General features: G+C 41.0%; 29 protein-coding genes. 28 read left to right on the top strand and 1 reads right to left on the bottom strand.

The features are described 5' to 3' along the window. Position 1: 1 nt before the first annotated feature. Entirely contained in the window at positions 2–1249 is a 1248-nt protein-coding gene (locus tag ACKWB9_RS01995) for an NAD(P)/FAD-dependent oxidoreductase (RefSeq protein ID WP_414001302.1), read from the bottom strand. A 115-nt stretch (positions 1250–1364) separates the two neighbouring features. Here ACKWB9_RS01995 and flxA point away from each other — a divergent pair, with 115 nt between their 5' ends. The 28 genes from flxA to ACKWB9_RS01855 all read left to right on the top strand — a co-directional run bounded on the left by flxA (position 1365) and on the right by ACKWB9_RS01855 (position 23266). Then, a complete protein-coding gene (gene flxA / locus ACKWB9_RS01990) occupies positions 1365–2900 on the top strand; it encodes a flexirubin biosynthesis tyrosine ammonia-lyase FlxA (protein WP_414001301.1) in 1536 nt (511 codons plus the stop codon). Next, positions 2897–4021 (top strand): WG repeat-containing protein, encoded by a 1125-nt coding sequence (locus tag ACKWB9_RS01985; RefSeq protein WP_414001300.1) that lies wholly within the window; start codon positions 2897–2899, stop codon positions 4019–4021. Before flxA ends, ACKWB9_RS01985 begins: the two co-directional genes overlap by 4 nt. A gap of 97 nt (positions 4022–4118) precedes the next feature. After that, entirely contained in the window at positions 4119–4865 is a 747-nt protein-coding gene (gene flxB, locus ACKWB9_RS01980; RefSeq protein WP_414001299.1) for a flexirubin biosynthesis SDR family reductase FlxB, read from the top strand. Between the two features lie 14 nt (positions 4866–4879). Further along, positions 4880–6097, top strand: a complete 1218-nt coding sequence (locus ACKWB9_RS01975) for a beta-ketoacyl-[acyl-carrier-protein] synthase family protein (protein WP_414001298.1) — start codon at positions 4880–4882, stop codon at positions 6095–6097. Between the two features lie 8 nt (positions 6098–6105). Continuing rightward, positions 6106–6348, top strand: coding sequence for an acyl carrier protein (locus ACKWB9_RS01970; protein WP_414001427.1), 243 nt, complete (start codon positions 6106–6108; stop codon positions 6346–6348). 23 nt (positions 6349–6371) lie between these two features. After that, positions 6372–7259 (top strand): LpxL/LpxP family acyltransferase, encoded by an 888-nt coding sequence (locus ACKWB9_RS01965; RefSeq protein WP_414001297.1) that lies wholly within the window; start codon positions 6372–6374, stop codon positions 7257–7259. After that, positions 7256–8182 (top strand): dialkylrecorsinol condensing enzyme DarA, encoded by a 927-nt coding sequence (locus ACKWB9_RS01960; RefSeq protein ID WP_414001296.1) that lies wholly within the window; start codon positions 7256–7258, stop codon positions 8180–8182. Before ACKWB9_RS01965 ends, ACKWB9_RS01960 begins: the two co-directional genes overlap by 4 nt. Beyond that, the gene (darB, locus tag ACKWB9_RS01955; RefSeq protein ID WP_414001295.1) at positions 8182–9315 is read left to right on the top strand and encodes a dialkylresorcinol biosynthesis protein DarB; all 1134 of its coding nucleotides are present in this window, start codon (positions 8182–8184) and stop codon (positions 9313–9315) included. The genes ACKWB9_RS01960 and darB overlap by 1 nt, the downstream gene beginning before the upstream one ends. Beyond that, entirely contained in the window at positions 9316–9750 is a 435-nt protein-coding gene (locus ACKWB9_RS01950; protein ID WP_414001294.1) for a hypothetical protein, read from the top strand. It begins immediately after the preceding gene. Position 9751: 1 nt separating this feature from the next. Beyond that, entirely contained in the window at positions 9752–10207 is a 456-nt protein-coding gene (locus ACKWB9_RS01945) for an ABC transporter permease (RefSeq protein WP_414001293.1), read from the top strand. 2 nt (positions 10208–10209) lie between these two features. Then, positions 10210–10611 (top strand): flexirubin biosynthesis protein DarG, encoded by a 402-nt coding sequence (DarG, locus tag ACKWB9_RS01940; RefSeq protein ID WP_414001292.1) that lies wholly within the window; start codon positions 10210–10212, stop codon positions 10609–10611. Continuing rightward, a complete protein-coding gene (darH, locus tag ACKWB9_RS01935) occupies positions 10604–11611 on the top strand; it encodes a BtrH-related acyltransferase DarH (protein ID WP_414001291.1) in 1008 nt (335 codons plus the stop codon). The genes DarG and darH overlap by 8 nt, the downstream gene beginning before the upstream one ends. Positions 11612–11698: 87 nt before the next feature. After that, positions 11699–12814 carry an ATP-binding protein gene (locus ACKWB9_RS01930; RefSeq protein WP_414001290.1) on the top strand — a complete coding sequence of 372 codons (1116 nt, stop codon included), beginning with the start codon at positions 11699–11701 and terminating at the stop codon, positions 12812–12814. A 16-nt stretch (positions 12815–12830) separates the two neighbouring features. Further along, positions 12831–13577 carry an ABC transporter ATP-binding protein gene (locus ACKWB9_RS01925; protein WP_414001289.1) on the top strand — a complete coding sequence of 249 codons (747 nt, stop codon included), beginning with the start codon at positions 12831–12833 and terminating at the stop codon, positions 13575–13577. Further along, the gene (locus ACKWB9_RS01920; RefSeq protein WP_414001288.1) at positions 13570–14829 is read left to right on the top strand and encodes an ABC transporter permease; all 1260 of its coding nucleotides are present in this window, start codon (positions 13570–13572) and stop codon (positions 14827–14829) included. The genes ACKWB9_RS01925 and ACKWB9_RS01920 overlap by 8 nt, the downstream gene beginning before the upstream one ends. Beyond that, positions 14807–15259 carry an acyl-CoA thioesterase gene (locus tag ACKWB9_RS01915; protein WP_414001287.1) on the top strand — a complete coding sequence of 151 codons (453 nt, stop codon included), beginning with the start codon at positions 14807–14809 and terminating at the stop codon, positions 15257–15259. Before ACKWB9_RS01920 ends, ACKWB9_RS01915 begins: the two co-directional genes overlap by 23 nt. Then, positions 15252–16394 carry a beta-ketoacyl synthase N-terminal-like domain-containing protein gene (locus tag ACKWB9_RS01910; RefSeq protein WP_414001286.1) on the top strand — a complete coding sequence of 381 codons (1143 nt, stop codon included), beginning with the start codon at positions 15252–15254 and terminating at the stop codon, positions 16392–16394. The genes ACKWB9_RS01915 and ACKWB9_RS01910 overlap by 8 nt, the downstream gene beginning before the upstream one ends. 21 nt (positions 16395–16415) lie before the next feature. Beyond that, entirely contained in the window at positions 16416–16670 is a 255-nt protein-coding gene (locus ACKWB9_RS01905) for a hypothetical protein (RefSeq protein WP_414001285.1), read from the top strand. Between the two features lie 4 nt (positions 16671–16674). Further along, positions 16675–17316: a 3-oxoacyl-ACP synthase gene (locus ACKWB9_RS01900; protein ID WP_414001284.1), complete on the top strand. Its 642-nt coding sequence runs from the start codon at positions 16675–16677 to the stop codon at positions 17314–17316. Continuing rightward, entirely contained in the window at positions 17276–17530 is a 255-nt protein-coding gene (locus ACKWB9_RS01895; protein WP_414001283.1) for a phosphopantetheine-binding protein, read from the top strand. Before ACKWB9_RS01900 ends, ACKWB9_RS01895 begins: the two co-directional genes overlap by 41 nt. A gap of 53 nt (positions 17531–17583) precedes the next feature. Next, a complete protein-coding gene (locus ACKWB9_RS01890) occupies positions 17584–18789 on the top strand; it encodes a beta-ketoacyl-[acyl-carrier-protein] synthase family protein (RefSeq protein ID WP_414001282.1) in 1206 nt (401 codons plus the stop codon). Then, a complete protein-coding gene (locus tag ACKWB9_RS01885) occupies positions 18786–19853 on the top strand; it encodes a beta-ketoacyl synthase N-terminal-like domain-containing protein (protein ID WP_414001281.1) in 1068 nt (355 codons plus the stop codon). Before ACKWB9_RS01890 ends, ACKWB9_RS01885 begins: the two co-directional genes overlap by 4 nt. Next, the gene (locus ACKWB9_RS01880) at positions 19847–20623 is read left to right on the top strand and encodes a polysaccharide deacetylase family protein (RefSeq protein WP_414001280.1); all 777 of its coding nucleotides are present in this window, start codon (positions 19847–19849) and stop codon (positions 20621–20623) included. Before ACKWB9_RS01885 ends, ACKWB9_RS01880 begins: the two co-directional genes overlap by 7 nt. Next, a complete protein-coding gene (gene lolA2, locus ACKWB9_RS01875) occupies positions 20616–21233 on the top strand; it encodes a flexirubin biosynthesis/transport protein LolA2 (protein ID WP_414001279.1) in 618 nt (205 codons plus the stop codon). Before ACKWB9_RS01880 ends, lolA2 begins: the two co-directional genes overlap by 8 nt. A 43-nt stretch (positions 21234–21276) precedes the next feature. Further along, a complete protein-coding gene (gene lolB2 / locus ACKWB9_RS01870) occupies positions 21277–21819 on the top strand; it encodes a flexirubin biosynthesis protein LolB2 (RefSeq protein WP_414001278.1) in 543 nt (180 codons plus the stop codon). Beyond that, positions 21820–22407, top strand: coding sequence for an outer membrane beta-barrel protein (locus ACKWB9_RS01865; protein WP_414001277.1), 588 nt, complete (start codon positions 21820–21822; stop codon positions 22405–22407). Positions 22408–22411: 4 nt separating this feature from the next. Continuing rightward, a complete protein-coding gene (locus ACKWB9_RS01860; RefSeq protein WP_414001276.1) occupies positions 22412–22780 on the top strand; it encodes a 3-hydroxyacyl-ACP dehydratase in 369 nt (122 codons plus the stop codon). Continuing rightward, positions 22781–23266, top strand: a complete 486-nt coding sequence (locus ACKWB9_RS01855; protein ID WP_414001275.1) for a hypothetical protein — start codon at positions 22781–22783, stop codon at positions 23264–23266. The last annotated feature ends 89 nt before the right edge of the window (positions 23267–23355 follow it).

The following is a 23355-nucleotide window of genomic DNA, read 5'->3' as shown; positions in this document are numbered from 1 at the left end:
ATTACGCCTTAGCTGATGCTTCCTTTTCCAAATCTGTGATATGGGCCACCGTTCCGATCAATCTGTAATGATTTTTAACGAACGGATTGGTCTTGTCCCATACATACCCGGCCAACACCGCACATATCTGAGATTTTATAACGGTATTCTCCGTGTCCGCAAAGAAAATCTTCTGGAGGTTTCCCGCATACCATTCCTTAACATAGGAAGAAAATACGTTTACCCCTTCCAATATATATTGGGAATAATCCTTTTCCCAGTCCACGATCTCCCCTCTTAATTCCTGAGCGATCATCCTTGCGGCCAAATGTGCGGATTCCGTTGCAAAAGCTACACCCGAAGAGAAAACGGGATCTAAAAACTCCGCACTATTGCCCGTAAGTACAAAACCATCGCCATAGAGCTTCTTGGCGGATTTTGCCATATTCTTGATCATACGGGGTTCAAACTCATAAGGAAGATCCTCAAAACGATCCCTATAATGACCGGACAGTTTTATCATTTCCCGTAACCTGCAGGTACTGTTACCCTCAAAAGACTCCAAATATTCGGTGGGACCTACGTATCCAATACTGGTATATCCATTGGAAAAAGGAATGACCCAAAACCAGGTTTCACGGCTTACAATATCAAAGGTTATACGATATCCTTCCCACCCTTCCGGTCTTCTAACGTCCCTAACGTGCGTGAAAATAGAAGAATGTCTGGGAATTTCGGAAGGTTTTTCCAAATCCAGCAATCTAGGCAAGACCCTCCCGAAACCACTGGAATCTATAATATAATCCGCTTCGATCTGTGATGGACTCCCTTCCTTGTCCAGAATGGTGGTCATTGATCTCCCATTCATGAATTCGACCGCCGTTACTTCCTTTTCAAACGCTATATCCACCCCACGTTTGGTGAGCTCATCCGTCAGGGTCTTATCAAAATCCGCGCGGGGCACTTGCCAGGTCCAGTCCCACCCTTCCGTGTGTTTCTTACTAAAATCAAATTCACAGGTTTTGCCTCCTTGAAGAAATCTTGCCCCGGTCTTCACCTCAAAATTTTTTGCTTTTAAGCAATCCATTAATCCCACGGCCTCAAAATGATCCATGCATCTGGGAATAAGGCTTTCTCCTATTACAAACCGTGGAAACTTGTTCTTTTCCACGACTTTTAAAGAAAATCCCGCATTATGAAGGTATGAAGCGGCAACGGAACCAGATGGTCCCGCTCCAATTATAAGCACATCTACTTTCTCCCTTTTCATACGTTTATTTCCTCTTGTTCATTATCCTAATTCGGTAATTATTTTAATTTTGCGAATCAAGTTGCTTATTTTTACGCACTAAGGTATTATTAATACCGAATAGAATCAACCATACATGCCAGAAATTAAAGAAAGGTTAGGAATAACGGAGTTTTATGATGTAATTTTTGACGGAAAACCCATTACGCTCAATCAAGAATTATTAGATAGAGTGCAGAAAAGTTTTGATTTTTTAAAGGATTTTTCCAAAAACAAGGTCATCTACGGGGTAAATACCGGGTTTGGCCCCATGGCCCAGTATAAAATCAAGGATTCCGAGACCGTACAATTGCAATACAATCTTATTAGAAGCCATGCTTCTGGTACAGGTAACCCAATTCCACCTAAATATGTAAGGGCCGCTATGCTGGCACGCTTAAATACATTAAGCCTGGGAAATTCCGGGGTCCATATTTCCGTAATATCCGTAATGTCCACATTGCTCAATAAAGATATTATCCCGCTTATATATGAACACGGAGGTGTAGGTGCCAGTGGCGATTTGGTACAACTGGCCCATTTGGCATTGGTGCTTATTGGAGAAGGCGAAGTCTTTTATAAGGGCGAAAGAAAACCTACAAAGGAAGTTTTTGAACTGGAAGGTATCCGACCCATCTCTGTTGAACTTCGGGAAGGCCTTGGCCTGATCAATGGAACTTCGGTCATGACCGGAATAGGCATTGTAAACACCATTTACACCAGGCGATTATTGGAATGGGTCATCTGTTGTTCCTCTGCCATCAACGAAATAGTGGAAGCTTATGATGATCACCTTTCCTTTGATCTGAACCAGACAAAAAAGCACTTGGGCCAACGTGAGATAGCACGCTCAATGCGAAGTCACCTTAAGGACAGTTCACTGACCAGAAAACGCGAGCATCATTTATATACCGATAATAACGGGGTTTCGGTTTTTGAAGAGAAGGTCCAGGAATATTATTCCATACGTTGCGTTCCCCAAATACTGGGCCCGGTACTTGATACCTTAAACCAAGTGGAACGCATTCTGATCGAAGAGGTAAATTCGGCAAATGACAACCCGATCGTTAATGTAGAAAAGCAACATGTATATCATGGCGGCAATTTCCACGGGGATTATGTTTCCCTTGAGATGGACAAGCTTAAGATCGTGGTGACCAAAATGAGCATGCTGGCAGAACGACAATTGAATTATTTATTAAATTCCAAGCTCAACGATATCTTGCCTCCATTTGTAAATTTAGGTATCTTAGGGTTGAATTTTGGAATGCAGGGCGTACAGTTTACGGCTACCTCGACAACGGCCGAAAACCAAATGCTTTCCAATCCTATGTACGTGCATAGTATACCTAATAATAACGACAATCAAGATATTGTAAGTATGGGTACCAATGCCGCCCTTATCACCAAAAAGGTCATTGAGAATGCCTTTGAGATTGTGGCGATAGAAATGATCACCGTTGTGCAGGCCATGGAATATCTTAACGTTAAGGATAAAGTATCTTCCAAAACCAAAAAAATGTACGATGCCGTTCGTAAAATAGTTCCCCCGTTTAAAAAAGACGAGGTCATGTACCCGTATGTAAATGAAGTAAAGAACTATATTATTAACCATCAAAATAAGAAGTCATGAAAGCATTTTTTACATTTTCACTAACGCTTTGCCTTACTTTTTCCTTTGCCCAGGAGCTAGCACTGGTCCGTGAAGACGGACTCTTCGGATATATAAACAAATCGGGGGAGTATGTAATTAAACCACAGTTCACCAAAGCCAAGAGCTTTTCGGAAGGCTATGCAGCGGCCCAAAAAGGAAAATTGTGGGGATTTATCGATCCCTCCGGAAATTGGACCATAGCACCGGAATATAATAAGGTAAAATATTTCAGCTCCGGTTATGCCCTTGTCCTAAAGGATGACCAATGGCATTATATCGATTCCTCTGGTAAAAAATTGGAAACAGCGGCGACCGAAAAATATTATGATTTTCAGAAAGGTGTGGCCCTTATCCGCCAAAATGACAAAATCGGGATTATTGGCACGAACGGGAAAGTGATTTTGGAACCCATATTTGACGAGATCAAAAAATTCAGAAACGGGCATGCCAAAGTGCGGAAAGGAGAATTGTGGGGCATGATCAATAATCAAGGAAAAACGGTCATCCCTATTGAATATGAAGAAATAGGCAATGCCCTTAACACATCCGGAGTCTATGGTAAAAAAGGAGGAAGTTTTGGTATAATCCACAACGGCAGCTTTAATACAATAGAGGGTGCGGACAAAGTTTGGAACTTCCATGGAAATTCTGGACTAACCTATGCAAGAAAGAACAAAAAGACGGGTTTTGTCAATTCAAAAGGAGAATGGGCCATTGCACCCACCTTTGATAAGGTCCGGGCATTTTCCAATGGGTTGGCACCAGCCGCCAAGGGAAAGTCCTGGGGGTATATCAATACCAAGGGAGAGATCGTCATAGATTTCCAATATAAGGATGCCGAGATCTTTGCCGAAAACGGATTGGCCCCCGTAAAAGAAAAATATTGGGGCTTTATAGATACATCGGGCAATATGATCATTCCTGCGGAGTACAATATCACCGCCGGCCTTGCATTTCTTTCCGGAAAGAACGAGAAAGGGTTTCTAGGAGATCTGGCCCGTTTAAAATCTAAAAAAGGATGGGGGTTTTTTAATGCCAAAGGAGAACTTCTGGGCAATAAATGGTATCAGAATGCAGAGCCGTTCGTGCATATAAAATAAGTAAGTATCCATTGGAAAAGGCCAAGATTCATACATACGGACAAAAACGAATATCCATCAAATGAAGTAATCACGTAAAAGAATTGTGGAATAAGGAATGAAAGAGGAAAAAAGAAAATACGCATTAATAACGGGGGGGTCCAGGGGAATTGGCCGGGCTATATGCATCCAATTGGCCAAGGATTTGAACTATAGCTTATTGATCAATTACCGAGAAAATAAGGAAGCCGCCGAAGAAACCTTAAAAATGGTCATTGCGGAAGGCGGAACCGGAACACTGTTACAATTTAATGTGACCGATACCGAAAACGTAAAATCTACCTTGGACAACTGGCATGAAAACAATAAAGATGGAGTAATCGAGGTAGTAGTAAACAACGCCGGAATTACAAAAGATGGCCTTTTTATGTGGATGTCGCCCGAGGATTGGTCGTCTGTGATCAATACCAGCCTAAATGGCTTTTACAATGTAACCAATGCCCTTATACAAAAGTTATTGGTGAATAAATATGGTAGGATCATCAATATGGTTTCGGTATCCGGACTCAAGGGAATCTCCGGGCAGATCAATTATTCCGCCGCCAAGAGCGGTGTAATAGGGGCCACTAAGGCATTGGCACAGGAAGTGGCAAAAAGAAACGTTACCGTAAACGCTGTTGCGCCAGGATTTATAGCTACCGATATGACCTCAGAACTGGATGAATCGGAATTAAAAAAAATGATTCCTTTAAACCGGTTTGGAAAAGCTGAAGAAGTAGCGCACGTAGTTTCTTTTTTAGCATCTGACAAGGCCTCTTATATAACGGGAGAAGTAATTAACATCAACGGCGGGATTTATTCCTGATCATAAGAAGATACATGAAGAGAGTCGTGATTACGGGCATGGGCATTTATTCCTGTATTGGCAAGAATCTGGACGAAGTAAAGGAGTCGCTATACAATGGCAGATCTGGTATCATCTATGATCCCATCAGGGCTGACTTTGGCTTTAGGTCCGCATTGACGGGCTTTGTTGAAGATCCCGATTTAAAGGGTCTCCTCTCAAGAAGACAACGCATTAGTTTGGGCGAAGAAAGCAGATATGCCTATGTCGCTACTTTGGAAGCCATGAAAAATGCAGGGATCGATCAGCATTTTTTTGACACCCAAGAAGTCGGCATTATCTACGGGAATGACAGTACGGCACTTTCCGTAGTAGAATCCATAGACATCGTTCGAGAAAAAAAGGATACTACATTGGTAGGTTCAGGAGCTATTTTTAAGGCGATGAATTCTACCGTAACCATGAACCTTTCTACCATATTCAGGCTCACGGGAGTAAACTATACCATAAGTGCCGCTTGTGCCAGTGGCTCACATTCCATTGGCATGGCCTATCATTTAATAAAAAGTGGCCTCCAGGATTGTATTATTGCCGGGGGTGCCCAAGAAATAAATCATATTTCCATGGCGAGTTTTGATGGTTTGGGCGTATTTGCCATGCGCCAGAAAGAACCTCAAAAAGCCTCCCGCCCTTTTGACAACGAAAGGGATGGGTTGATTCCCAGTGGAGGTGCGGCAACCGTTATTTTAGAAAGTTATGAATCGGCCATGGCACGAGGTGCCACTATTTTGGGGGAGATTATTGGCTATGGGTTTTCCTCTAATGGCGCACATATTTCAACACCAAGCGTAGATGGGCCGTCCAGGGCCATGGCCAAAGCCCTGAAAAGTGCGGATTTAGAAGCTTCGGCAATAGATTATATAAATGCACATGCCACTTCCACACCCGTTGGCGATACCAATGAAGCAAAAGCTATTTTTGAAGTTTTTGGAAAAAAAGGACCACTGGTAAGCTCTACAAAATCCATGACCGGACATGAATGCTGGATGGCGGGTGCCAGTGAAATCGTCTATTCCATGTTGATGATGAAAAACGGGTTCATAGCACCCAATATCAATCTGGAAAATCCAGACGAGGATTCGGCAAAACTCAACATAGCACGAAAGACCATAGATAAAAAAATTGACGTATTTTTGTCCAATTCATTTGGATTCGGTGGAACAAATTCCGCCCTGATTATAAAAAATTGCTGACCTAGATGATGACCAAAGAAACCATTATTGAAAAAACGAACGACTTTCTAATTGACGATTTCGAGATAGAGGAACAAGTCTTGGAACCCAGTGCCAACCTAAAGGATGCCATAGGTCTCGACAGTTTGGATTTTGTGGATTTAGTAGTAGCCGTGGAAAGTAATTTTGGTGTAAAATTAGTAGGAGAGGATTTTACGAACGTCGTGACCTTACAGGACTTTTATAACCTTATACAAAGCAAATTGGATTAACGCAATCCGCAGTACCTATATCAATGGCGACCGAATGGGAAGGAAAATCTAAAGGAACGCTTTTAGGGTATAAACTTTATATTTATTTTCTCAGGACTTTTGGCATAAGTACGGCTTATTTTATACTTCGCTTTATCGTTGCCTACTACTTTTTGTTTTCCTTTAAGAGTTCCAAGGCTATCTATTTTTATTTTGGGAAAAGATTGGGATACTCAACACTTAAAAGTATAGGCTATATATACAAAAGCTATTATATGCTCGGAAAAATCCTTACGGATCGAATGGCCATTTCAACCCAATTCAAGGATAAATTTGAATATTCCCATGATGGCATTGAACATATAGACGAACTGCTGCGGAAAAACGAAGGAGGTATTTTGATCAGTGGGCACATCGGTAACTTTGAAATTGCACATTATTTTTTGCAAGACAGATATTCCGTTTCCAAAGTCTTTATGGTAACCACACATGAGGAACATGAAGATATCCAGGAGTATTTGGATGGTATTGTGGCAAAATCGACCATGAAATTCATTGTGGTACAGGATGATATGTCCCACATCTTTAAAATTCATGCGGCACTGGAACAAGGCGGATTAGTTGTTTTCACAGGAGATCGTTATCTTCCGGGAAACAAAATCCTGACCGAACAATTCTTAGGTGCCGAAGCCGATTTCCCCATGGGTCCCTATTTATTGGCATCACGGTTAAAAGTGCCCGTATTGTTCGTATATGTTATGAAAGGCCCTAAACGCCAATATCATCTGTATGCAAGAAAGGCCAGGGCAAAGGCAAGGGACGCACAGGCTTTGTTAAAGGAATATACCGAAAGTATGGAATGGGTTTTGCAAAAATATCCATTGCAATGGTTTAATTATTTTGATTTTTGGAAGGACGGCACTAAACAATGAAAGAGGTTCTCATTATATACTATTCGCAAACAGGACAATTGTTGACCATTCTAGAAAACATGGCCAAAAAAATTGAAGGGGACGGTATCCAAATTTCCTATTATGAAATCATTCCCGAGCCCAATTATGGTTTTCCATGGAAACAAAGGGGTTTTTACGATAGTTTTCCAGAATCCTTTCTACAAATTCCTTCTGGTTTTAAAGCTCCTTCCCCTACGGTACTTAAGAAAAAATATGATTTGGTCATCTTGGGATATCAAGTCTGGTATCTAACACCGTCCATACCAGTTAATTCATTTTTAAAATCGGAATATGCCAAGGAATTGCTTCAGGACACGCCCGTGGTAACGGTTCTGGCCTGTAGGAATATGTGGATCCAGGCCCAGGAAAAAATGAAACGGCTATTAAAATCCGCAGAGGCCCAACTTGTAGGTCATATAGCCCTGGTAGACCGTCATATCAACCACATTAGTGTTATCACCATATCACATTGGATGTTTTCCGGTAGAAAAGACAGGTATCTGGGTATTTTTCCCAAGCCCGGGGTCTCCGATAAGGATATAGAAGATGCAAAAAGGTTTGGGACACCAATAAAAGAGGCCTTGCTCAATACTGATTATTCGGGTCTACAACAAAAAATAATTGAACGGAAGGGTGTTAAGATAAATCCGTTTTTAGTATTGACGGATAAGCGTGGTAATGTCCTTTTCTCAAAATGGGCCAATCATATTATCAAGAAAGGTGGCCCGGGGGAACCGGAACGATTAAAATGGATCGGTTTCTTCAGATATTATTTGTTATTTGCGATATGGATCATAGCTCCTATCGTTTTTGTCGTATTTTTGCTGACTTATTTCCCGAGTTACGGTAAAAGAAAAAAGGAAAAAGCCTATTATTCTTCCGTAGTACTAAATGAAAATTGATGAAGGACGTATTTATAACCAGAATAGCCAAGTTTTTACCCAACCATCCTGTAACCAACGAGGAAATGGAGGAAAAACTCGGTTATATCAATGGCAAAACATCCAAGGCCCGCCGTATTGTACTCCGTAACAATCAAATCAAAAAAAGATACTATGCCATTGATGCCAATGGCGAGGTCACACATAACAATGCACAATTGACGAAGGAAGCTGTCCATCAATTGTGCGATAAGGATTTTACCGTTAAGGACATTCAACTTTTATCCTGTGGAACTTCCAGCCCTGATCAAATCCTTCCCTCGCACGCCGCAATGGTACATGGTTACCTAAAGAATGGGAACCTTGAGATCAATTCCCCTTCAGGTGCCTGTTGTTCGGGCATGAACGCCTTAAAATATGGCTATCTTTCCGTTAAGACAGGACAGGTGGACAATGCTGTCTGTACCGGTTCTGAACGCACTTCTTCCTGGATGAAATCCGATGTTTTTGAAAATGAACTGGAGCATTTAAAAGAACTGGAAGACAACCCTATGCTTTCCTTCAATAAAGAATTTTTACGATGGATGCTTTCAGATGGTGCGGGAGCGGTACTATTGGAAAACAGTCCTAATGGCCACCCTTCCTTTAAAATCGAGTGGATGGAAGGTTACTCCTACGCCCATGAAATGGATGCCTGTATGTATGCCGGTGCAGATAAAAAAGAGGATGGCCACCTAAAACCATGGAGCGAATTTCCTGCTGAAGCATGGGGCAAAATGTCCTTGTTCGCTATGAAACAGGATACAAGATTACTCGGAGACAATATTCTTATCAAAGGTGTGGACAGTTTAAAACAGGCTTACGAAAAACACCATATAGGCCCGGAAGATGTGGATTACTATTTACCCCACATTTCTTCTTATTATTTTAAGGACGGACTTTACAAAGAGATGGAAAAACAGGGGATTCCCATGCCCTGGGAAAAATGGTTCCTAAACCTGCAAAATGTGGGCAATATAGGTGCGGCGTCTATCTATGCGATGTTGGAAGAATTGGCGAATTCGGGAAAGCTTAAAAAAGGAGATCGCATTTTATTACATGTGCCGGAAAGTGCCCGTTTTTCATACAGTTATGCATATTTAACCGTACATTAAATGAGTTTGTTGGTACCACCCATAACCGAAGCGCTTTTTATCATCGACCTGATTCCGCAAAAGCAACCTTTTGTCATGGTGGACAAACTTTACGAATTTTCGGAAAATCGAATCACCTCCGGACTTACCATATCCAAAAAGCACCTATTTACGGAAAACGGCGTGTTCAATGCCCCCGGGCTTATTGAAAATATGGCCCAAACAATTGCCCTGCACAAAGGGTATACCTACTACCTTAAAAATAGACCGGCACCCGTTGGGTATATCGGTGCTATAAAAAAAGTGGAGATTTTGGAGCTTCCAAAAATTGGCCAGGAACTAAGAACCACCGTTTCCATTTTACACGATATAATGGGCGTAACCTTGGTAGAGGCCAATATCCACTGTGAAGGAACGATCATTGCCTATAGCGAAATAAAAACTGGCCTAGCGTAAGATGGAAGAGTACCGGCAACAGATCGATATTAAAAAATTCTTGCCGCACAGACCGCCCATGCTCATGGTAAGTTCCATGCCATACATAGATGACACCTCCGTTATCACCGAATTCCTAATAGACGACCAATGTATTTTTGTAAAAGAAAAAGTCCTGACGGAACCGGGCCTCATAGAAAATGCCGCCCAAACCTGCTCTGCCATTGTAGGGCAAAGCTATTTTCGAAAAGATGATCTTGAAGGCACCAGCAATCGTCTTATCGGTTATATCAGTGCCATCAAAAAGGTCCGGATACACCTACTCCCAAAAATCGGTCAGACTTTGGTTTCAAAAGCTACATTGATATCCCGTTATGATACCGATGAATTGAGTATCTGCACTATAAACTGTTCCTCTTTTACAAATGACGATTTAATTGTAGATTGTACCTTGAACTGTCTTATTCACGAAATTTAAAAATGAAGAAGGAGGAAGTACCTCAGGATAAAAGCAATCTGGCATCCGCAAATATCAGGGAAATGGTATATGCGGTGGATAAAAACGGAGAATATACCACTACCTTAAGTTCTGGCTGGAATCCAAAGACCATAGCTCTGGATAATGCCCTTAAGGATATTGAGGAGCGTACGGCAGGGGCCAAACAAAAAGTATTGTCCGGCCAGACCAGCCCGATAGAGTATTATATGGAACTCAACAAAATGGACCTTCCCGTTCTTGCAAGCTATGTAGGGCTATGGCAATGGCGGGTAAAAAGACATTTTAAACCTGCCGTTTTCAACAAACTCAAGGACAAAACATTGCAAAAATATGCGGATGTCTTCGAGATCAGTATTCAAAAGTTAAAAAATATAGATGGCTGAAACCTTAACGATAGATTTTACGCATAACCAATCTGCACATTGTGAAAATGGTGTAGTCTCCAATTTAATGAAACATAACGGTTTTGATATTAGTGAGCCCATGGTTTTTGGTATCGGATCGGGGTTATTGTTCAGTTACCTGCCCTTTCTCAAGGTAAACCATGCTCCCGTTTTTACCTATAGATCCATGCCGGGGTCTATTTTTAACCGGTTTGCCAAAAGGGTCGGAGTGAAAATGAAAAGGGAAAAATTTAAAAACCCCGTTAGGGCAAAAGCCAGATTGGATGAAAATTTGGCCAAAAACAACCCCGTAGGATTACAGGTAGGTGTTTATCATTTAATTTATTTTCCAGATGAATACCGCTTTCATTTCAATGCACACAATATGGTGGTCTATGGTAAGGAAAATAACCGTTATCTGATCAGCGATCCGGTCATGGAACAAGTGACCAGCCTTACCGAAAAAGAATTGGAAAAAGTGCGCTTTGCCAAAGGTGCCTTTGCCCCAAAAGGCCATATGTACTATCCTATCGCTTTTCCCAAAAAGCTGGAACTGGAAAAGGCCATTGTAAAAGGTATTAAACAAACCAGTCGGGACATGACGGCCCCGGTTCCCGTTGTTGGGGTAAAAGCCATGCGTTGGGTAGCGAAAAACATCAGGAAATGGCCTAAGAAATTAGGAGCGAAAAGAGCCAATCATTATTTGGGTCAAATTGTGCGTATGCAAGAGGAAATAGGTACCGGAGGCGGAGGTTTTCGATATATTTATGGAGCTTTTTTACAAGAGGCAAGCGAAATCTTAAGGAATGACGCACTAAGGACACTCTCTAAAGAAATTACCGAAATCGGAGACGCATGGCGGGATTTTGCCGTAGATGCCTCACGTATCTACAAAAACAGAAACACTCAAAGCGAAGGTTATGAAGATATTGCCTTACAACTGGAACATATAGCAGATCGAGAAGAAGCTTTTTTTAAAAGATTGAAAAAAGCGGTATAAAACATAATCAAATTTCACAAAAAGCACTTTTGGTGAATATAATCATCAAAAATACGTATATTTAGTGAATATCATCACAGGATTTACATGATAAGAAGGGTGCTTAAAAATAAAATAGCCGCCAAAATCGATAAAGGAAAGGCTATTATACTCATAGGTCCAAGGCAAGTTGGCAAGACTACCCTTATAAATTCATTACTTGCAAATAGAGATTTTTTATTTTTAGATGGAGACGACCCAACGGTAAGAAACCTTCTCAATGACCCCAATACCCAACAACTCAAAAACATTATTGGGAACAATCAAATAATATTTATAGATGAAGCCCAGCGCATCAAAAATATTGGACTTACACTAAAATTGATCACCGACCAGTTTAAATCGGTACAATTATTCGTAAGTGGGTCATCCGCAAATGAGCTCTCCCATAACACCAATGAACCTTTAACGGGCAGAAAATGGGAATATCAACTTTTCCCTATCTCCTGGAAAGAACTGGAAGAAAGCAAGGGTTTTCTCCAGATGGAACAAGAACTGGAGCTTCGCATTTTATACGGCATGTATCCAGATGTTATTAACCATCCCGGGGAAGAACTGGAAATTTTAAGAGAACTGGTCAATAGTTATTTATATAAAGACCTATTGGCTTTTGGAGGTATAAGAAAGCCAGAAATTCTAGAAAAACTTCTCCAGGCCCTGGCATTACAGTTAGGAAATGAAGTAAGCTATAATGAGCTTTCACAATTATTGGGTATCGATAAAAACACGGTAAGTTCCTATATAGATATTCTGGCCAAGGGATACGTTATATATAAATTACCCAGTTTTAGTAAAAATCTTAGAAATGAGATAAAGACCAATCAAAAAATATACTTTTACGATACCGGAATAAGGAATATGATTTTGGGTAATTTTAATGCTCTGGACCTGAGAACGGACAAAGGGGCCCTATGGGAAAATTTTTTAATAACGGAACGCATTAAAAATCTGTCCTATGAAAAATCGTTTGCCAAATCCTATTTTTGGCGAACCACAAGGCAACAGGAAATCGATTATGTCGAGGAAACGGCCGGTATTATAAAAGGCTATGAATTTAAATGGAACAAGAATGCAAAAGTTAGATTTCATAAACCCTTTCTTGCAGCCTATAATGCGGATATTACGGTAATCCATCGCGAAAACTTCCGGGATTTCATTCTTTAAACACGTTTAGGCACCTATGATTCAAATCGACCAACTTTCCAAAAAATATAAAGGCGCAGAAGGTTTTTCCCTTTCTGGTTTCGATTTGAAGATCAACGAAGGGGAGATTTTTGGTTTATTGGGCCCTAACGGTGCGGGGAAGACCACATTGATCTCTATTTTATGTTCGCTTTTAAAGCCTACGTCTGGCACCTTCCGAATAAACGGATTGACCTATAAGGAACATAAAAGGGAGTTACAACAGACTATCGGTATTGTTCCTCAGGAATATGCACTTTATCCTTCACTCACCGCAGTTGAGAACCTTACATATTTTGGAAGCATGTACGGCCTTAAAAAATCTCACCCGTTAAAAGATACTATTGCCGAACACCTTGAAACACTTGGCCTGTCCAATTTTGCCAACAAGAAAATAAAAGCCTTTTCAGGAGGTATGAAACGGAGGGTCAATCTTATCGCTGCAATTTTGCATCGTCCAAAAGTTTTGTTTTTGGACGAGCCCACGGTAGGTGTAGATGTGCAATCCAAGACCGTTATTATGGAATACCTGAAACAATTGAATGCCCAAGGCACTACTATTGTCTATACCTCGCACCATTTAAACGAAGCTGAACAATTTTGCAGGCGTGTCGGGATTATCGATCATGGAAAATTAGTTTGTGCAGGCACTCCAAAAGAACTGATCATGGCCCAAAAAGGTGCCGATCATTTAGAGGATGTCTTTTTAGGATTAACGGGAAAAGCATTGCGAGACCATGCATAAACTTTGGAGCGCCACCTATAAAGAAATGCTACTCCTGATCAGGGATGCGGGCGGGCTTGCCGTATTGTTCATCATGCCCTTATTTTTGGTAATTACCATTACCATGATCCAGGACAATACCTTTAAGATCATTCAGGAAAACAAAATACCTGTGCTATTGGTGGATTTGGACAAAGGTGATGTCTCCGGTCAAATAACCGAAAATCTATCCCGATCAAATTTATTTGAAATTATTTTACAGAATGATGAAAGCATTGCCGAAACCCATATACAAAAAGGAGACTACCAATTGGCCATTGTACTACCCGAACACCTAACAAAAGATCTCAACACCAAGGTTGCCCAAAATGTGGAAGGGATTCTAGCTCGTTTTCTGGCAGAAGAACCCGCCAAGACTACAAGAACAAATATTTCTCCTAAAGAAATTCGACTATATTTTGATCCAGCCACGCAGCAGTCCTTCAAAAATTCCGTTAGGAACAATATTGATAAAATGGTAGCCAAAATAGAAAGCAAGGCTATCTATAGGGCTTTTCAAGAAGAACTGGGGGAAGACGACCCTATTTTCGATACGGAAAGCTTTATCACTTTCACCGAAATCATACCCAATACAGGGAAACAGGCCGCCATACCCAATTCTACCCAGCACAATATTCCCGCCTGGACCTTATTTGCCATCTTTTTTATCATTTTACCCTTATCCATAAATATGGTCAACGAAAAAAATCAAGGGATTTTTGTGCGCCTGCGTACACAACCTGTTCCTTATGCCATAATCCTGGGGGGAAAAACCGTGGTATTTTTGTTGGTTTCCTTAGTACAATTTGGATCTATGCTTTTGGTAGGCATTTATTTATTCCCATTGTTAGGGTTGCCCAAATTGGATATTTCAGGACGTTTACCTATGCTTTTTACGGTTGCTTTTTTTGCAGGGTTGGCCGCCATAGGGCTAGGGCTTTTATTGGGTACCATTGCCAGATCACAAGAACAATCAGCACCTTTTGGGGCAATTTTTGTAGTTATATTAGCCGCTATTGGCGGGGTTTGGGTTCCCGTTTTTGCCATGCCCGGGTTCATGCAAGCACTTTCCAATCTATCCCCGATGAATTGGGGACTAAATGCCTTTTATGATGTATTTTTGCGCAATGTAGGTTTTGAGGAAATCATTCCGGAAACCCTGTTGTTGTTGTTGTTCTTTATAGGAACTACCTTAACTGCCATAATATATAATGAAAGAAAAAAATCGGTCTAGCAGCTCCAAAAAAGAGATAAGTTTTACCAGCAAAGTCCGTGTACGCTTTACGGAAACCGATCCTTTGGGGATTGTATGGCACGGGAATTATATCCAATATTTCGAAGATGGCCGGGAAGCCTTTGGTAGACATCATGGCATTTCTTATTTAGATCAAAAAAAACATAATTTTTCCACACCGATCGTAAAATCATCTTGCGAACATAAATTGCCTTTAAAATATGGTGATGTTGCCGAAATAAAAACGACTTATATAAATTCGGCCGCTGCAAAAATGATTTTTAAATATGAAATCATGAATCAGGAAGGGAAGGTAGTATGCACGGGCGAGACCGTTCAGGTATTTGTGGAACTTCATGGGGATCTCTCGTTAATGATTCCCGAATTTTTTATGGATTGGAAACGTAAGGTCGGGCTGTTGGATGAATAACGTTTACCTCTCACATAACAATATTGTTTCTGGCTACGGATTTGATAGTTTTTCGGCCATAGAAAATATCGAAAAAAAAGTTGCGGCCCTCCAATTGATAGCAAACAAAACGGTATTGCCCCAACCCTTTTATGCATCCATCATAAACCAGGACATACTTCAGGAAAAATATGATCAATTATGCCCATCGGAGAAACATACCAGATTGGAACGGATATTATTGGTATCCCTTGCCCGTACTATGGCCAAGGCCCGTATAAAACTTACCGATCGTGTAGGCCTGATCATTTCCACTACCAAAGGGAATATCGATGTCCTGGAGGACAAAAACCCTTTTACAGAAGAGCGTTCCTATTTGTCCGTTCTTGGGAAAAAAGTGCAGGAACATTTTGGTTTTAAAGATCAGGCTATCGTACTTTCCAATGCCTGCGTTTCGGGAGTATTGTCCGTGGCCATAGCCAAACGTCTCATACGCCAGGGAAGATACGATCATGTTTTTGTTGCGGGCGGGGATCTGGTGACCCCATTTATTCTTTCGGGTTTCAATGCCTTCCAGGCATTGAGCAATGCACCTTGCAGGCCTTATTGCAAGAACAGGGCAGGGATCAATATCGGAGAGGTAGGCGCCAGTGTTTTGGTCACAAAAGAAAAAGAGCTACTGACTCCCGAAGCAGTGAAGGTTTTAGGGGAAGCTTCTTGCAATGATGCCAATCATATTTCGGGGCCTTCAAGAACGGGGGAAGGATTGTACCGCAGTATAACTTCATCCCTATCACAATCTGGTATGAAACCATCCGACATCGATTATATTTCAGCTCATGGCACGGCAACCGTATTCAATGATGAAATGGAGGCCGTTGCTTTTAATAGGTCGGGTTTGGAAAGTGTACCGCTCAATAGCTTAAAAGGATATTTTGGCCATACATTGGGAGCTTCCGGATTGTTGGAAACTATTATCGGCATGCATTCCTTACATCGGAATACCCTGTTCGCCTCTTTGGGTTTTGAGGAATTAGGGGTTTCAAAACCTTTGCATATCATTAAAAATACGACTCCAAAAGAAATCAATACCTTTTTAAAAACGGCCTCGGGCTTTGGTGGATGTAATACAGCGGCAGTGTTCCAAAAAATATAAGTTTTATAGTAAATCTCGATCATGTTAAATTCGTCGTTCAAATCGGTCCAGAATCAAAACTTAACAGTTACAGATGCGTTTCAAACCACCACGATCATAAAAAGACAGGGAGTGTTCGATCATGTTTTTGACAACAACGCCAGAGGAGGGGTTTCCTTATTGAAAATATCCGAAACCCCCGAGTTAACGGAATTGGTCAACACCGCAGGGTTAAAGGCAAAAGAAGATATTGATCTAGGGAGAATTTTACATGCTATTTTGTTCGTAAAAAAGTAATCTATTGGAAAAAACCTTTTACATACAGGACTATTGCCATATTAGAAAGGGAACGATTTCCAGGAACGGAAAGACCATTTTTAAAAGTTCCGACAGCGATTTTAAGTCGGTTATGAAATCGGCCTATAAAAAACTGGACATGGATTATTCCAAGTTTTTTAAAATGGACAATCTAAGCAAGCTTGCCTTTATGGCGGCAGACCTACTCCTGGAAAAAGAAGGGGAAAAGAATATGGCCTTGATTTTTTCCAACAGTTCTGCAAGTCTGGATACGGACAGAAAACACCAGCGATCCATACAAGATACCGCACAGTACTATCCGAGCCCGGCAGTATTCGTATATACCCTGCCCAATATATGTATGGGAGAAATTAGTATTAAGCATCAATTATATTCGGAGAATAGTTTTTTTATATTTGAAGCGTTCTCCCCCCATGTTCCGCATGACTATGCCAACTGCCTTCTTACTGAAAATAAGGCGGAAAAGGCCTTGTGCGGTTGGGTGGATATGGACCATGGAAAATATGATGCATTTTTGTATGTTGTAGCAAAGAAGGGTACTTTTGTACATTCCATTGCCGAAATAAACCGATTATACCACACCAATGAGCAATTTAAAACTAGAATTAAAGGAGAAAATTATTGAGCAACTAAACCTGGAGGATGTTTCCGTAGATCAAATTGCGGATTCCGACCCGCTTTTCGGTGACGGTCTTGGATTGGATTCCATAGACGCTTTGGAACTCATTGTAATGCTGGACAAGGATTACGGTATAAAACTGGCCGATCCCAAGCAGGGCAGAAAGATTTTTGAATCCGTGGATACCATGGCCGCTTACATCACTGTCCATAAACCTTAGATCTGCCCTCTAAACCTATTGGTAGAAATTAAGTCTCTTTTTAAATACGATCCATGAACCAACAAGGTGTTGCCATTACAGGAATGGGCGTGATTTCGGCCATTGGAAACAATGTCAAAGAAAACCACACTTCTTTGGTCTCGGAAAAAATAGGTATTTCCAGGATTTCGCAGATAGATACCGTACATAAGAACGAGATCATGGTGGGGGAAATATCCACTACCAACAGGACTTTTGAGTCCCAACTCAATCTTTCCGAAAACACCTATTCCAGAACGCCTATATTAGGCATCATAGCTGCCAGGGAAGCCATTGCACAAGCGGGGATTCCCAATATCAACGATTACCGTACCGGGCTTATTTCAGGTACTACGGTGGGTGGTATGGATAAGGCCGAGCAATATTTTTACGATTACTTTGAACGGGATACGCATTGGATCCACATCAATGCACTCCATGCGGGTGATTCCACACAAAAAATAGCTGAAGCGATCGGGCTAGAAGAAAGTTTTGTAACCACCATTAGTACGGCTTGTTCCTCTGCTGCCAATGCCATTATGTTGGGGGCCAGAATGATAAAATCGGGAGAGTTGGACAGGGTCATTGTTGGCGGATCGGACAGTCTATCCAAATTCACCATTAATGGTTTCAAGACCTTGATGATATTTTCGGATACCTACAGCACTCCTTTTGATGAGGAGCGAAAAGGGCTTAATTTAGGGGAAGCCGCTGCTTTTTTAGTATTGGAATCCGATGAAGTGGTAACCAGGGAAAATAGAAAAGTCCTAGCTTATGTAAAAGGGTATGGCAACGCCAATGATGCTTTTCATCAAACAGCATCTTCCGAAAACGGGGATGGTGCCGTTCTGGCCATGGAAAGGGCGTTAAAGGTTGCGGGAATATCGCCCGGGGACATAGATTATATTAATGCACATGGTACCGCTACACCAAACAACGATTTATCCGAAGGCAGGGCTTTATTACGGGTGTTCGGGGAAAATAATGTGCCCCCGTTCAGTTCCACCAAAGCCTTTACGGGACATACATTGGCCGCGGCCGGAGGTATAGAGGCCGTATACTCCGTATTGGCGTTACAACACAATGTAATCTATCCCAATCTCAATTTTAAAACGCCGATGAAGGAATTTGATTTGATGCCCGAGGTCACCTTGGCAAAAAAAGACCTGAAAACGGTATTGTCCAATTCATTCGGGTTTGGCGGAAACTGTTCAACCTTAATTTTCTCAAAGGAGCCATGAAAAAACCCGTTTATATAAATAGCATCGGTTCCGTATCCATTCAGAAAACATTCGATAATTCCGAATTTTTGGAAGATATTATACCCCATTCCGAATCTTGTCTTAAAGTAGTGGATCCCAATTATAAGGCATACCTTCCCCCGGCAGCGGCCAGAAGAATGGCCAAAGGGATAAAAATGAGTATGGTCAGCTCCAAAACCGCCATGAAAGAGGCACAACTGAGCAATGTTGATGCCATCATAGTGGGTACCGGATTGGGCTGCTTAGGCGATTCTGAGAAATTTCTAAGCGATATTATAGACAATAACGAACAATACCTTACCCCCACCCGATTCATACAATCCTCCCATAATACCGTTGCCGGACAAATTGCATTGGACATGGGCTGTAAAGGATACAATTATACCTATGTTCATGCCACAGTCTCTTTTGAATCCGGTCTTTGGGATGCCAAAATGCAGTTGGAACTGGGTGAAGCCGAAAATATTTTAGTCGGTGGTGTGGATGAATTGGTGGACCACCACATAGATACCCATAAACTCATAGGCCATATAAAAGAAGAACCCCAGGCACCCGAGGAACTTTTAACTTCGGTCACCAAAGGAAATAAAGTTGCGGAAGGTTCCCACTTTTTTGTGCTTTCCAATCAAAAGCGATCATTTACCTATGCCCGGTTTTTAGGAATAGACACCTTCAATGCGTTGACACCAGAACAGGTACCATTAAAAATTGAAGATTTCCTGAAAAGACAGGAAATGGAATTATCGGATATGGATTTGGTCGTTCTCGGGTACAATGGCGATGTGGAATACGACGGTTATTACCATAATTTAAGTGCCGGCATTTTGGCGGATATCCCACAGATCTATTATAAGCATGTTTCGGGCGAGTTTGATACGGCGACCGGTTTTGCATTTTGGATGGCCAATCAAATGCTCAGAACACAGCACATTCCCGATGTTCTTAAAGTAAACGGAAAAACCCCCGAAAAAGTAGAGACCATACTGCTCTATAACCAATATAGGGGAAAGAACCACAGTATCGTATTACTTCAAAAATGCTAAGGCGAAAACCCATAAACCTATTATTCGCAACAACGCTTGCAACGTTTACCTTACTCTATTTTTCAAACACGGCACCAATATGGTCGGTTTTTTCCATAATTTTTATTTGGTTCCTGATTACGCTGTGCGGATCCTTTTTCATCCGGTGGAACTATCATTTAAAGGCACTACATTCCAATAAGAATACGGAGAATGACCATATAGCCCTTACGTTTGATGATGGGCCACACCCCCAATTCACCCCCAAAGTATTGGCGTTATTGAAAAAACACAATGCCAAGGCCACCTTTTTCTGTATCGGGAAGCAAATAGAAAAACACCCGGATATTTTTAAAAGCATTATTGATGCCGGTCATACAGTGGGCAACCATACTTTCTCCCATTCCAAATCCTTTGGTTTTTTTAATACCGAACATGTAACGGCGGAATTACGGGCGACCACAAAATTGGTGACGAAAAAAATGGGGTTTGAAATGAAGTTCTACCGACCTGCATTCGGGGTAACCAATCCAAGCATTGCAAAAGCGGTAAAAAATTTAAGATTGAATGCCATTGGCTGGAACGTTCGCTCTCTGGACACCACTGCCAGAACGGACAATACGGTCTTAAAACGAATTACCTCCAAGGTTTCTAAAGGAGACATTGTCTTACTCCATGATACCAGTGCGAAAACAATCCGTGTTTTGGAACGGTTATTGTTATTTTTGGAACAACAAAAGTTGCGGTCCGTTACCGTGGATGAATTACTTCAGATAAAGGCTTATGCATAAAATACTTTTCCTTTTTTTAATTTTAACCTGTAATCTGACGGCCCAGACCAGAATGAGCGCTACCGAAGCCAAATCTTTACGGGCAAGAGTAAAGGAAAAGGCAAAGAACACCCATACCATTACAAGTGATTTCGTTCAATACAAACACCTGGATTTTTTGTCCAATGATATCGAGTCTGCCGGAAGGTTGGCCTTTAAGGCACCCGATATTGTCAAATGGGAATACACAAGACCTTTTTCCTATTCCGTTCTTTTTAAAAACGAACAGCTTTTTATCAATGATGATGGAAACAAAAGCAATATGGATTTGGGTTCCAGCACGACCTTTAAACAATTAAATGGATTAATTACGGCCAGTATTAGCGGGGATATGTTCATTATGGAACAATTTGATATTTCCTATTTTCAAGAGGCGGGTAAAAGTATGGTACACTTTAAACCAAAAGACGCCCAACTTTCGGAATTCATAAAAGCGTTTCATATTGTCTTTTCAGCATCGGGAGCGGTTACGGAAGTAAAAATGGTCGAACCCAATGACGATTATACGCAGATCGTCTTTGGCAATAGAGTAGAAAACCAAGCTATCCCCGATGCGGTTTTTGCTCAGTAGTCTTCTGATAATTATAGTAGGATGTACATCCTATCCCAAAAAAATGGGTTTTGAAGAAATCGCCATTCCGAAAAAACATATCCTGAACCCCTATTTCTCGGATAGTTCAAAAGACTATGTTTATAAGGCCGTTATAAAAATTCATAAGAGAACATTTGGAGGGGTTTTGGCCATCAAAAAAATTGCCTCCCAAGAACATCGTATCGTTTTTGCGACCGAAATGGGAAATACCCTATTCGATTTTTCCTTTAAGGGCAATACGTTCAAAATCAATAGGATATTGAAAGAGATGGATAAAAAAATACTGGTTAACATTCTTAAAAAGGATTTTGAAGCACTGATCAAGGAGAAACCTGTGGTTATAAAATACTACAGCGATCAAAGCAACATCTTGATTGAAACAAAAATCGGTAAAAACAGTCATTTCTATTCTTTCGGGGAAGAACGGTTAAAGCAAATTATCCGGGTCGGCCCACAAAAGGAACAGGTCATTTTTTCGTTTTCGGAAATAAATGATAACATTGCACAACATATTAAGGTTTTACATAAAAATCTAAACCTTCAAATAACCCTAAATGCCTTTTAAATGAAAAAATCGGGTTTTGTCATTATCCTTTGTATGGGGCTTCTCCATACAAGCCTATATACCCAGGTTAGACCAGGTATTAAATTAGGCTGGAACAACAGTGCCATAAGCAAGACCCTTTTGGAACACAAGCAAGGGGTATATATTGGGGGGATTCTAGATATTCCACTGACCGATCGTTATACACTCCAGCCAGAACTTTATTACTCCGGCCAGGGAGGCGAATCCCGTTCAACGGAGTTTGGTGATGTCGAAATCGATTATTTATCCATAGCCGCCACAAATAAGTTCTATGTGGATACCAATAAAGGATTCCATTTTATTTTGGGAGCAGGGTTGGACATTAACATCAAGAACAACTTTGTAGCCTTTTTCAATGGGGAGGGAGATGGTGAAATTTCCCCTTTTGATGTTGTGGTATTTGGCGGCCTAGGTTATGAATTTAATTTTGGGCTCATCTTAGAAGCACGCTACAAACAGGGAACGGTAAGCATTGATTTCTTTGGAGCGGATGACCTGTATGAAGAGAACGGCAGTAATCTGAACGAGGTTTTCCAAATCGGGGCCGCTTATAAATTTAAAATTTGAACAAATGTTGATAGAAGGTCTATATGAAATCCTGAATTTTCTTTATAAAGAACAAACCGTTGAAGCTTCTATTAAACTGAACAAAAACCATGAAATTTTTGGAGGTCATTTTCCCGGTCATCCGGTTTTGCCCGGAGTCTGCGTTATTCAAATGACAAAGGAACTGGCCGAAAAAGCATTGGAAAGGAAATTATTGCTTACTATGGCTTCCAATGTAAAGTTTATGACGGTCATTAATCCGGAGAAAAATGACACCATACACTTTGTATTGGAGCTTTCCGAGACGGAAAATGAAGTCAAGGTGAAAAATTCGGTGAAGTTTGAAGATACCCTGGCATTAAAATTGAACGCTACTTTCAAAAACAGGAACTAAATGAAAGTATGTATTCTCTTATTGCTATTGGGTGGGTTTCTGACGGAAATCGATTTGGCGGAAGTCCGTCAAAAATATAAGCAGGCATATCATAGTCCCGAAATTACCCATGATCTAAATACGATGCTGTTGGAAGTATCGGCAACGGACAAGCCCGTTCTAATAGGCTACAAGGGCGCTTTATTAACCTTAAAGGCAAAACATGCCAAAGGCATAAAAAACAAAAAAGCATTCTTTAAGAAAGGAATTACATTTTTGGAATTGGCCATAACAAAAGAACCTTCCAATATTGAAATCCGGTTTTTAAGATTAAGTGTTCAGGAGAATGCCCCAAAAATTGTTGGTTATAAAGGTAATCTGAAAGAGGACAAATTTTTTATCCATAACAATTACGAAAAAACCAAAAACTCCGCTGTAAAAAGCCTGATAACGGATTATGTGGCTTCTTCCACCCTTTTTACCACGGCCGAAAAGCAGTTGTACTAGGCACTTCCTTATGCTTATCTTTGTACATTAATTCCATCAAGACCTTGATAAAGGATTACACAACAGATTCCGACATTACCGTTCATGAG

The sequence above is a fragment of the Maribacter spongiae genome (genome assembly GCF_047345125.1).
Classification (GTDB): Bacteria; Bacteroidota; Bacteroidia; order Flavobacteriales; family Flavobacteriaceae; genus Maribacter.
The sequence above is the reverse complement of the archived record's forward strand: the minus strand, read 5'-3'. Positions and strand labels throughout refer to the sequence as shown.

What these genes read in the sequence shown, in the direction of transcription:
- flxB (WP_414001299.1), top strand. Translation starts at nt 4,119, where the DNA reads ATGAAAGAGGAAAAAAGAAAATACGCATTAATAACGGGGGGGTCCAGG.
- ACKWB9_RS01895 (WP_414001283.1), top strand. Translation starts at nt 17,276, where the DNA reads ATGAGCAATTTAAAACTAGAATTAAAGGAGAAAATTATTGAGCAACTA.
- ACKWB9_RS01905 (WP_414001285.1), top strand. Translation starts at nt 16,416, where the DNA reads ATGTTAAATTCGTCGTTCAAATCGGTCCAGAATCAAAACTTAACAGTT.
- darB (WP_414001295.1), top strand. Translation starts at nt 8,182, where the DNA reads ATGAAGGACGTATTTATAACCAGAATAGCCAAGTTTTTACCCAACCAT.
- ACKWB9_RS01860 (WP_414001276.1), top strand. Translation starts at nt 22,412, where the DNA reads ATGTTGATAGAAGGTCTATATGAAATCCTGAATTTTCTTTATAAAGAA.
- ACKWB9_RS01970 (WP_414001427.1), top strand. Translation starts at nt 6,106, where the DNA reads ATGACCAAAGAAACCATTATTGAAAAAACGAACGACTTTCTAATTGAC.
- flxA (WP_414001301.1), top strand. Translation starts at nt 1,365, where the DNA reads ATGCCAGAAATTAAAGAAAGGTTAGGAATAACGGAGTTTTATGATGTA.
- ACKWB9_RS01910 (WP_414001286.1), top strand. Translation starts at nt 15,252, where the DNA reads ATGAATAACGTTTACCTCTCACATAACAATATTGTTTCTGGCTACGGA.
- darH (WP_414001291.1), top strand. Translation starts at nt 10,604, where the DNA reads ATGGCTGAAACCTTAACGATAGATTTTACGCATAACCAATCTGCACAT.
- ACKWB9_RS01915 (WP_414001287.1), top strand. Translation starts at nt 14,807, where the DNA reads ATGAAAGAAAAAAATCGGTCTAGCAGCTCCAAAAAAGAGATAAGTTTT.
- lolB2 (WP_414001278.1), top strand. Translation starts at nt 21,277, where the DNA reads ATGGGTTTTGAAGAAATCGCCATTCCGAAAAAACATATCCTGAACCCC.
- ACKWB9_RS01865 (WP_414001277.1), top strand. Translation starts at nt 21,820, where the DNA reads ATGAAAAAATCGGGTTTTGTCATTATCCTTTGTATGGGGCTTCTCCAT.
- ACKWB9_RS01890 (WP_414001282.1), top strand. Translation starts at nt 17,584, where the DNA reads ATGAACCAACAAGGTGTTGCCATTACAGGAATGGGCGTGATTTCGGCC.
- ACKWB9_RS01985 (WP_414001300.1), top strand. Translation starts at nt 2,897, where the DNA reads ATGAAAGCATTTTTTACATTTTCACTAACGCTTTGCCTTACTTTTTCC.
- lolA2 (WP_414001279.1), top strand. Translation starts at nt 20,616, where the DNA reads ATGCATAAAATACTTTTCCTTTTTTTAATTTTAACCTGTAATCTGACG.
- ACKWB9_RS01920 (WP_414001288.1), top strand. Translation starts at nt 13,570, where the DNA reads ATGCATAAACTTTGGAGCGCCACCTATAAAGAAATGCTACTCCTGATC.
- ACKWB9_RS01945 (WP_414001293.1), top strand. Translation starts at nt 9,752, where the DNA reads ATGGAAGAGTACCGGCAACAGATCGATATTAAAAAATTCTTGCCGCAC.
- ACKWB9_RS01965 (WP_414001297.1), top strand. Translation starts at nt 6,372, where the DNA reads ATGGCGACCGAATGGGAAGGAAAATCTAAAGGAACGCTTTTAGGGTAT.
- ACKWB9_RS01855 (WP_414001275.1), top strand. Translation starts at nt 22,781, where the DNA reads ATGAAAGTATGTATTCTCTTATTGCTATTGGGTGGGTTTCTGACGGAA.
- ACKWB9_RS01930 (WP_414001290.1), top strand. Translation starts at nt 11,699, where the DNA reads ATGATAAGAAGGGTGCTTAAAAATAAAATAGCCGCCAAAATCGATAAA.
- ACKWB9_RS01950 (WP_414001294.1), top strand. Translation starts at nt 9,316, where the DNA reads ATGAGTTTGTTGGTACCACCCATAACCGAAGCGCTTTTTATCATCGAC.
- DarG (WP_414001292.1), top strand. Translation starts at nt 10,210, where the DNA reads ATGAAGAAGGAGGAAGTACCTCAGGATAAAAGCAATCTGGCATCCGCA.
- ACKWB9_RS01880 (WP_414001280.1), top strand. Translation starts at nt 19,847, where the DNA reads ATGCTAAGGCGAAAACCCATAAACCTATTATTCGCAACAACGCTTGCA.
- ACKWB9_RS01925 (WP_414001289.1), top strand. Translation starts at nt 12,831, where the DNA reads ATGATTCAAATCGACCAACTTTCCAAAAAATATAAAGGCGCAGAAGGT.
- ACKWB9_RS01975 (WP_414001298.1), top strand. Translation starts at nt 4,880, where the DNA reads ATGAAGAGAGTCGTGATTACGGGCATGGGCATTTATTCCTGTATTGGC.
- ACKWB9_RS01995 (WP_414001302.1), bottom strand. Translation starts at nt 1,249, where the DNA reads ATGAAAAGGGAGAAAGTAGATGTGCTTATAATTGGAGCGGGACCATCT.
- ACKWB9_RS01960 (WP_414001296.1), top strand. Translation starts at nt 7,256, where the DNA reads ATGAAAGAGGTTCTCATTATATACTATTCGCAAACAGGACAATTGTTG.
- ACKWB9_RS01885 (WP_414001281.1), top strand. Translation starts at nt 18,786, where the DNA reads ATGAAAAAACCCGTTTATATAAATAGCATCGGTTCCGTATCCATTCAG.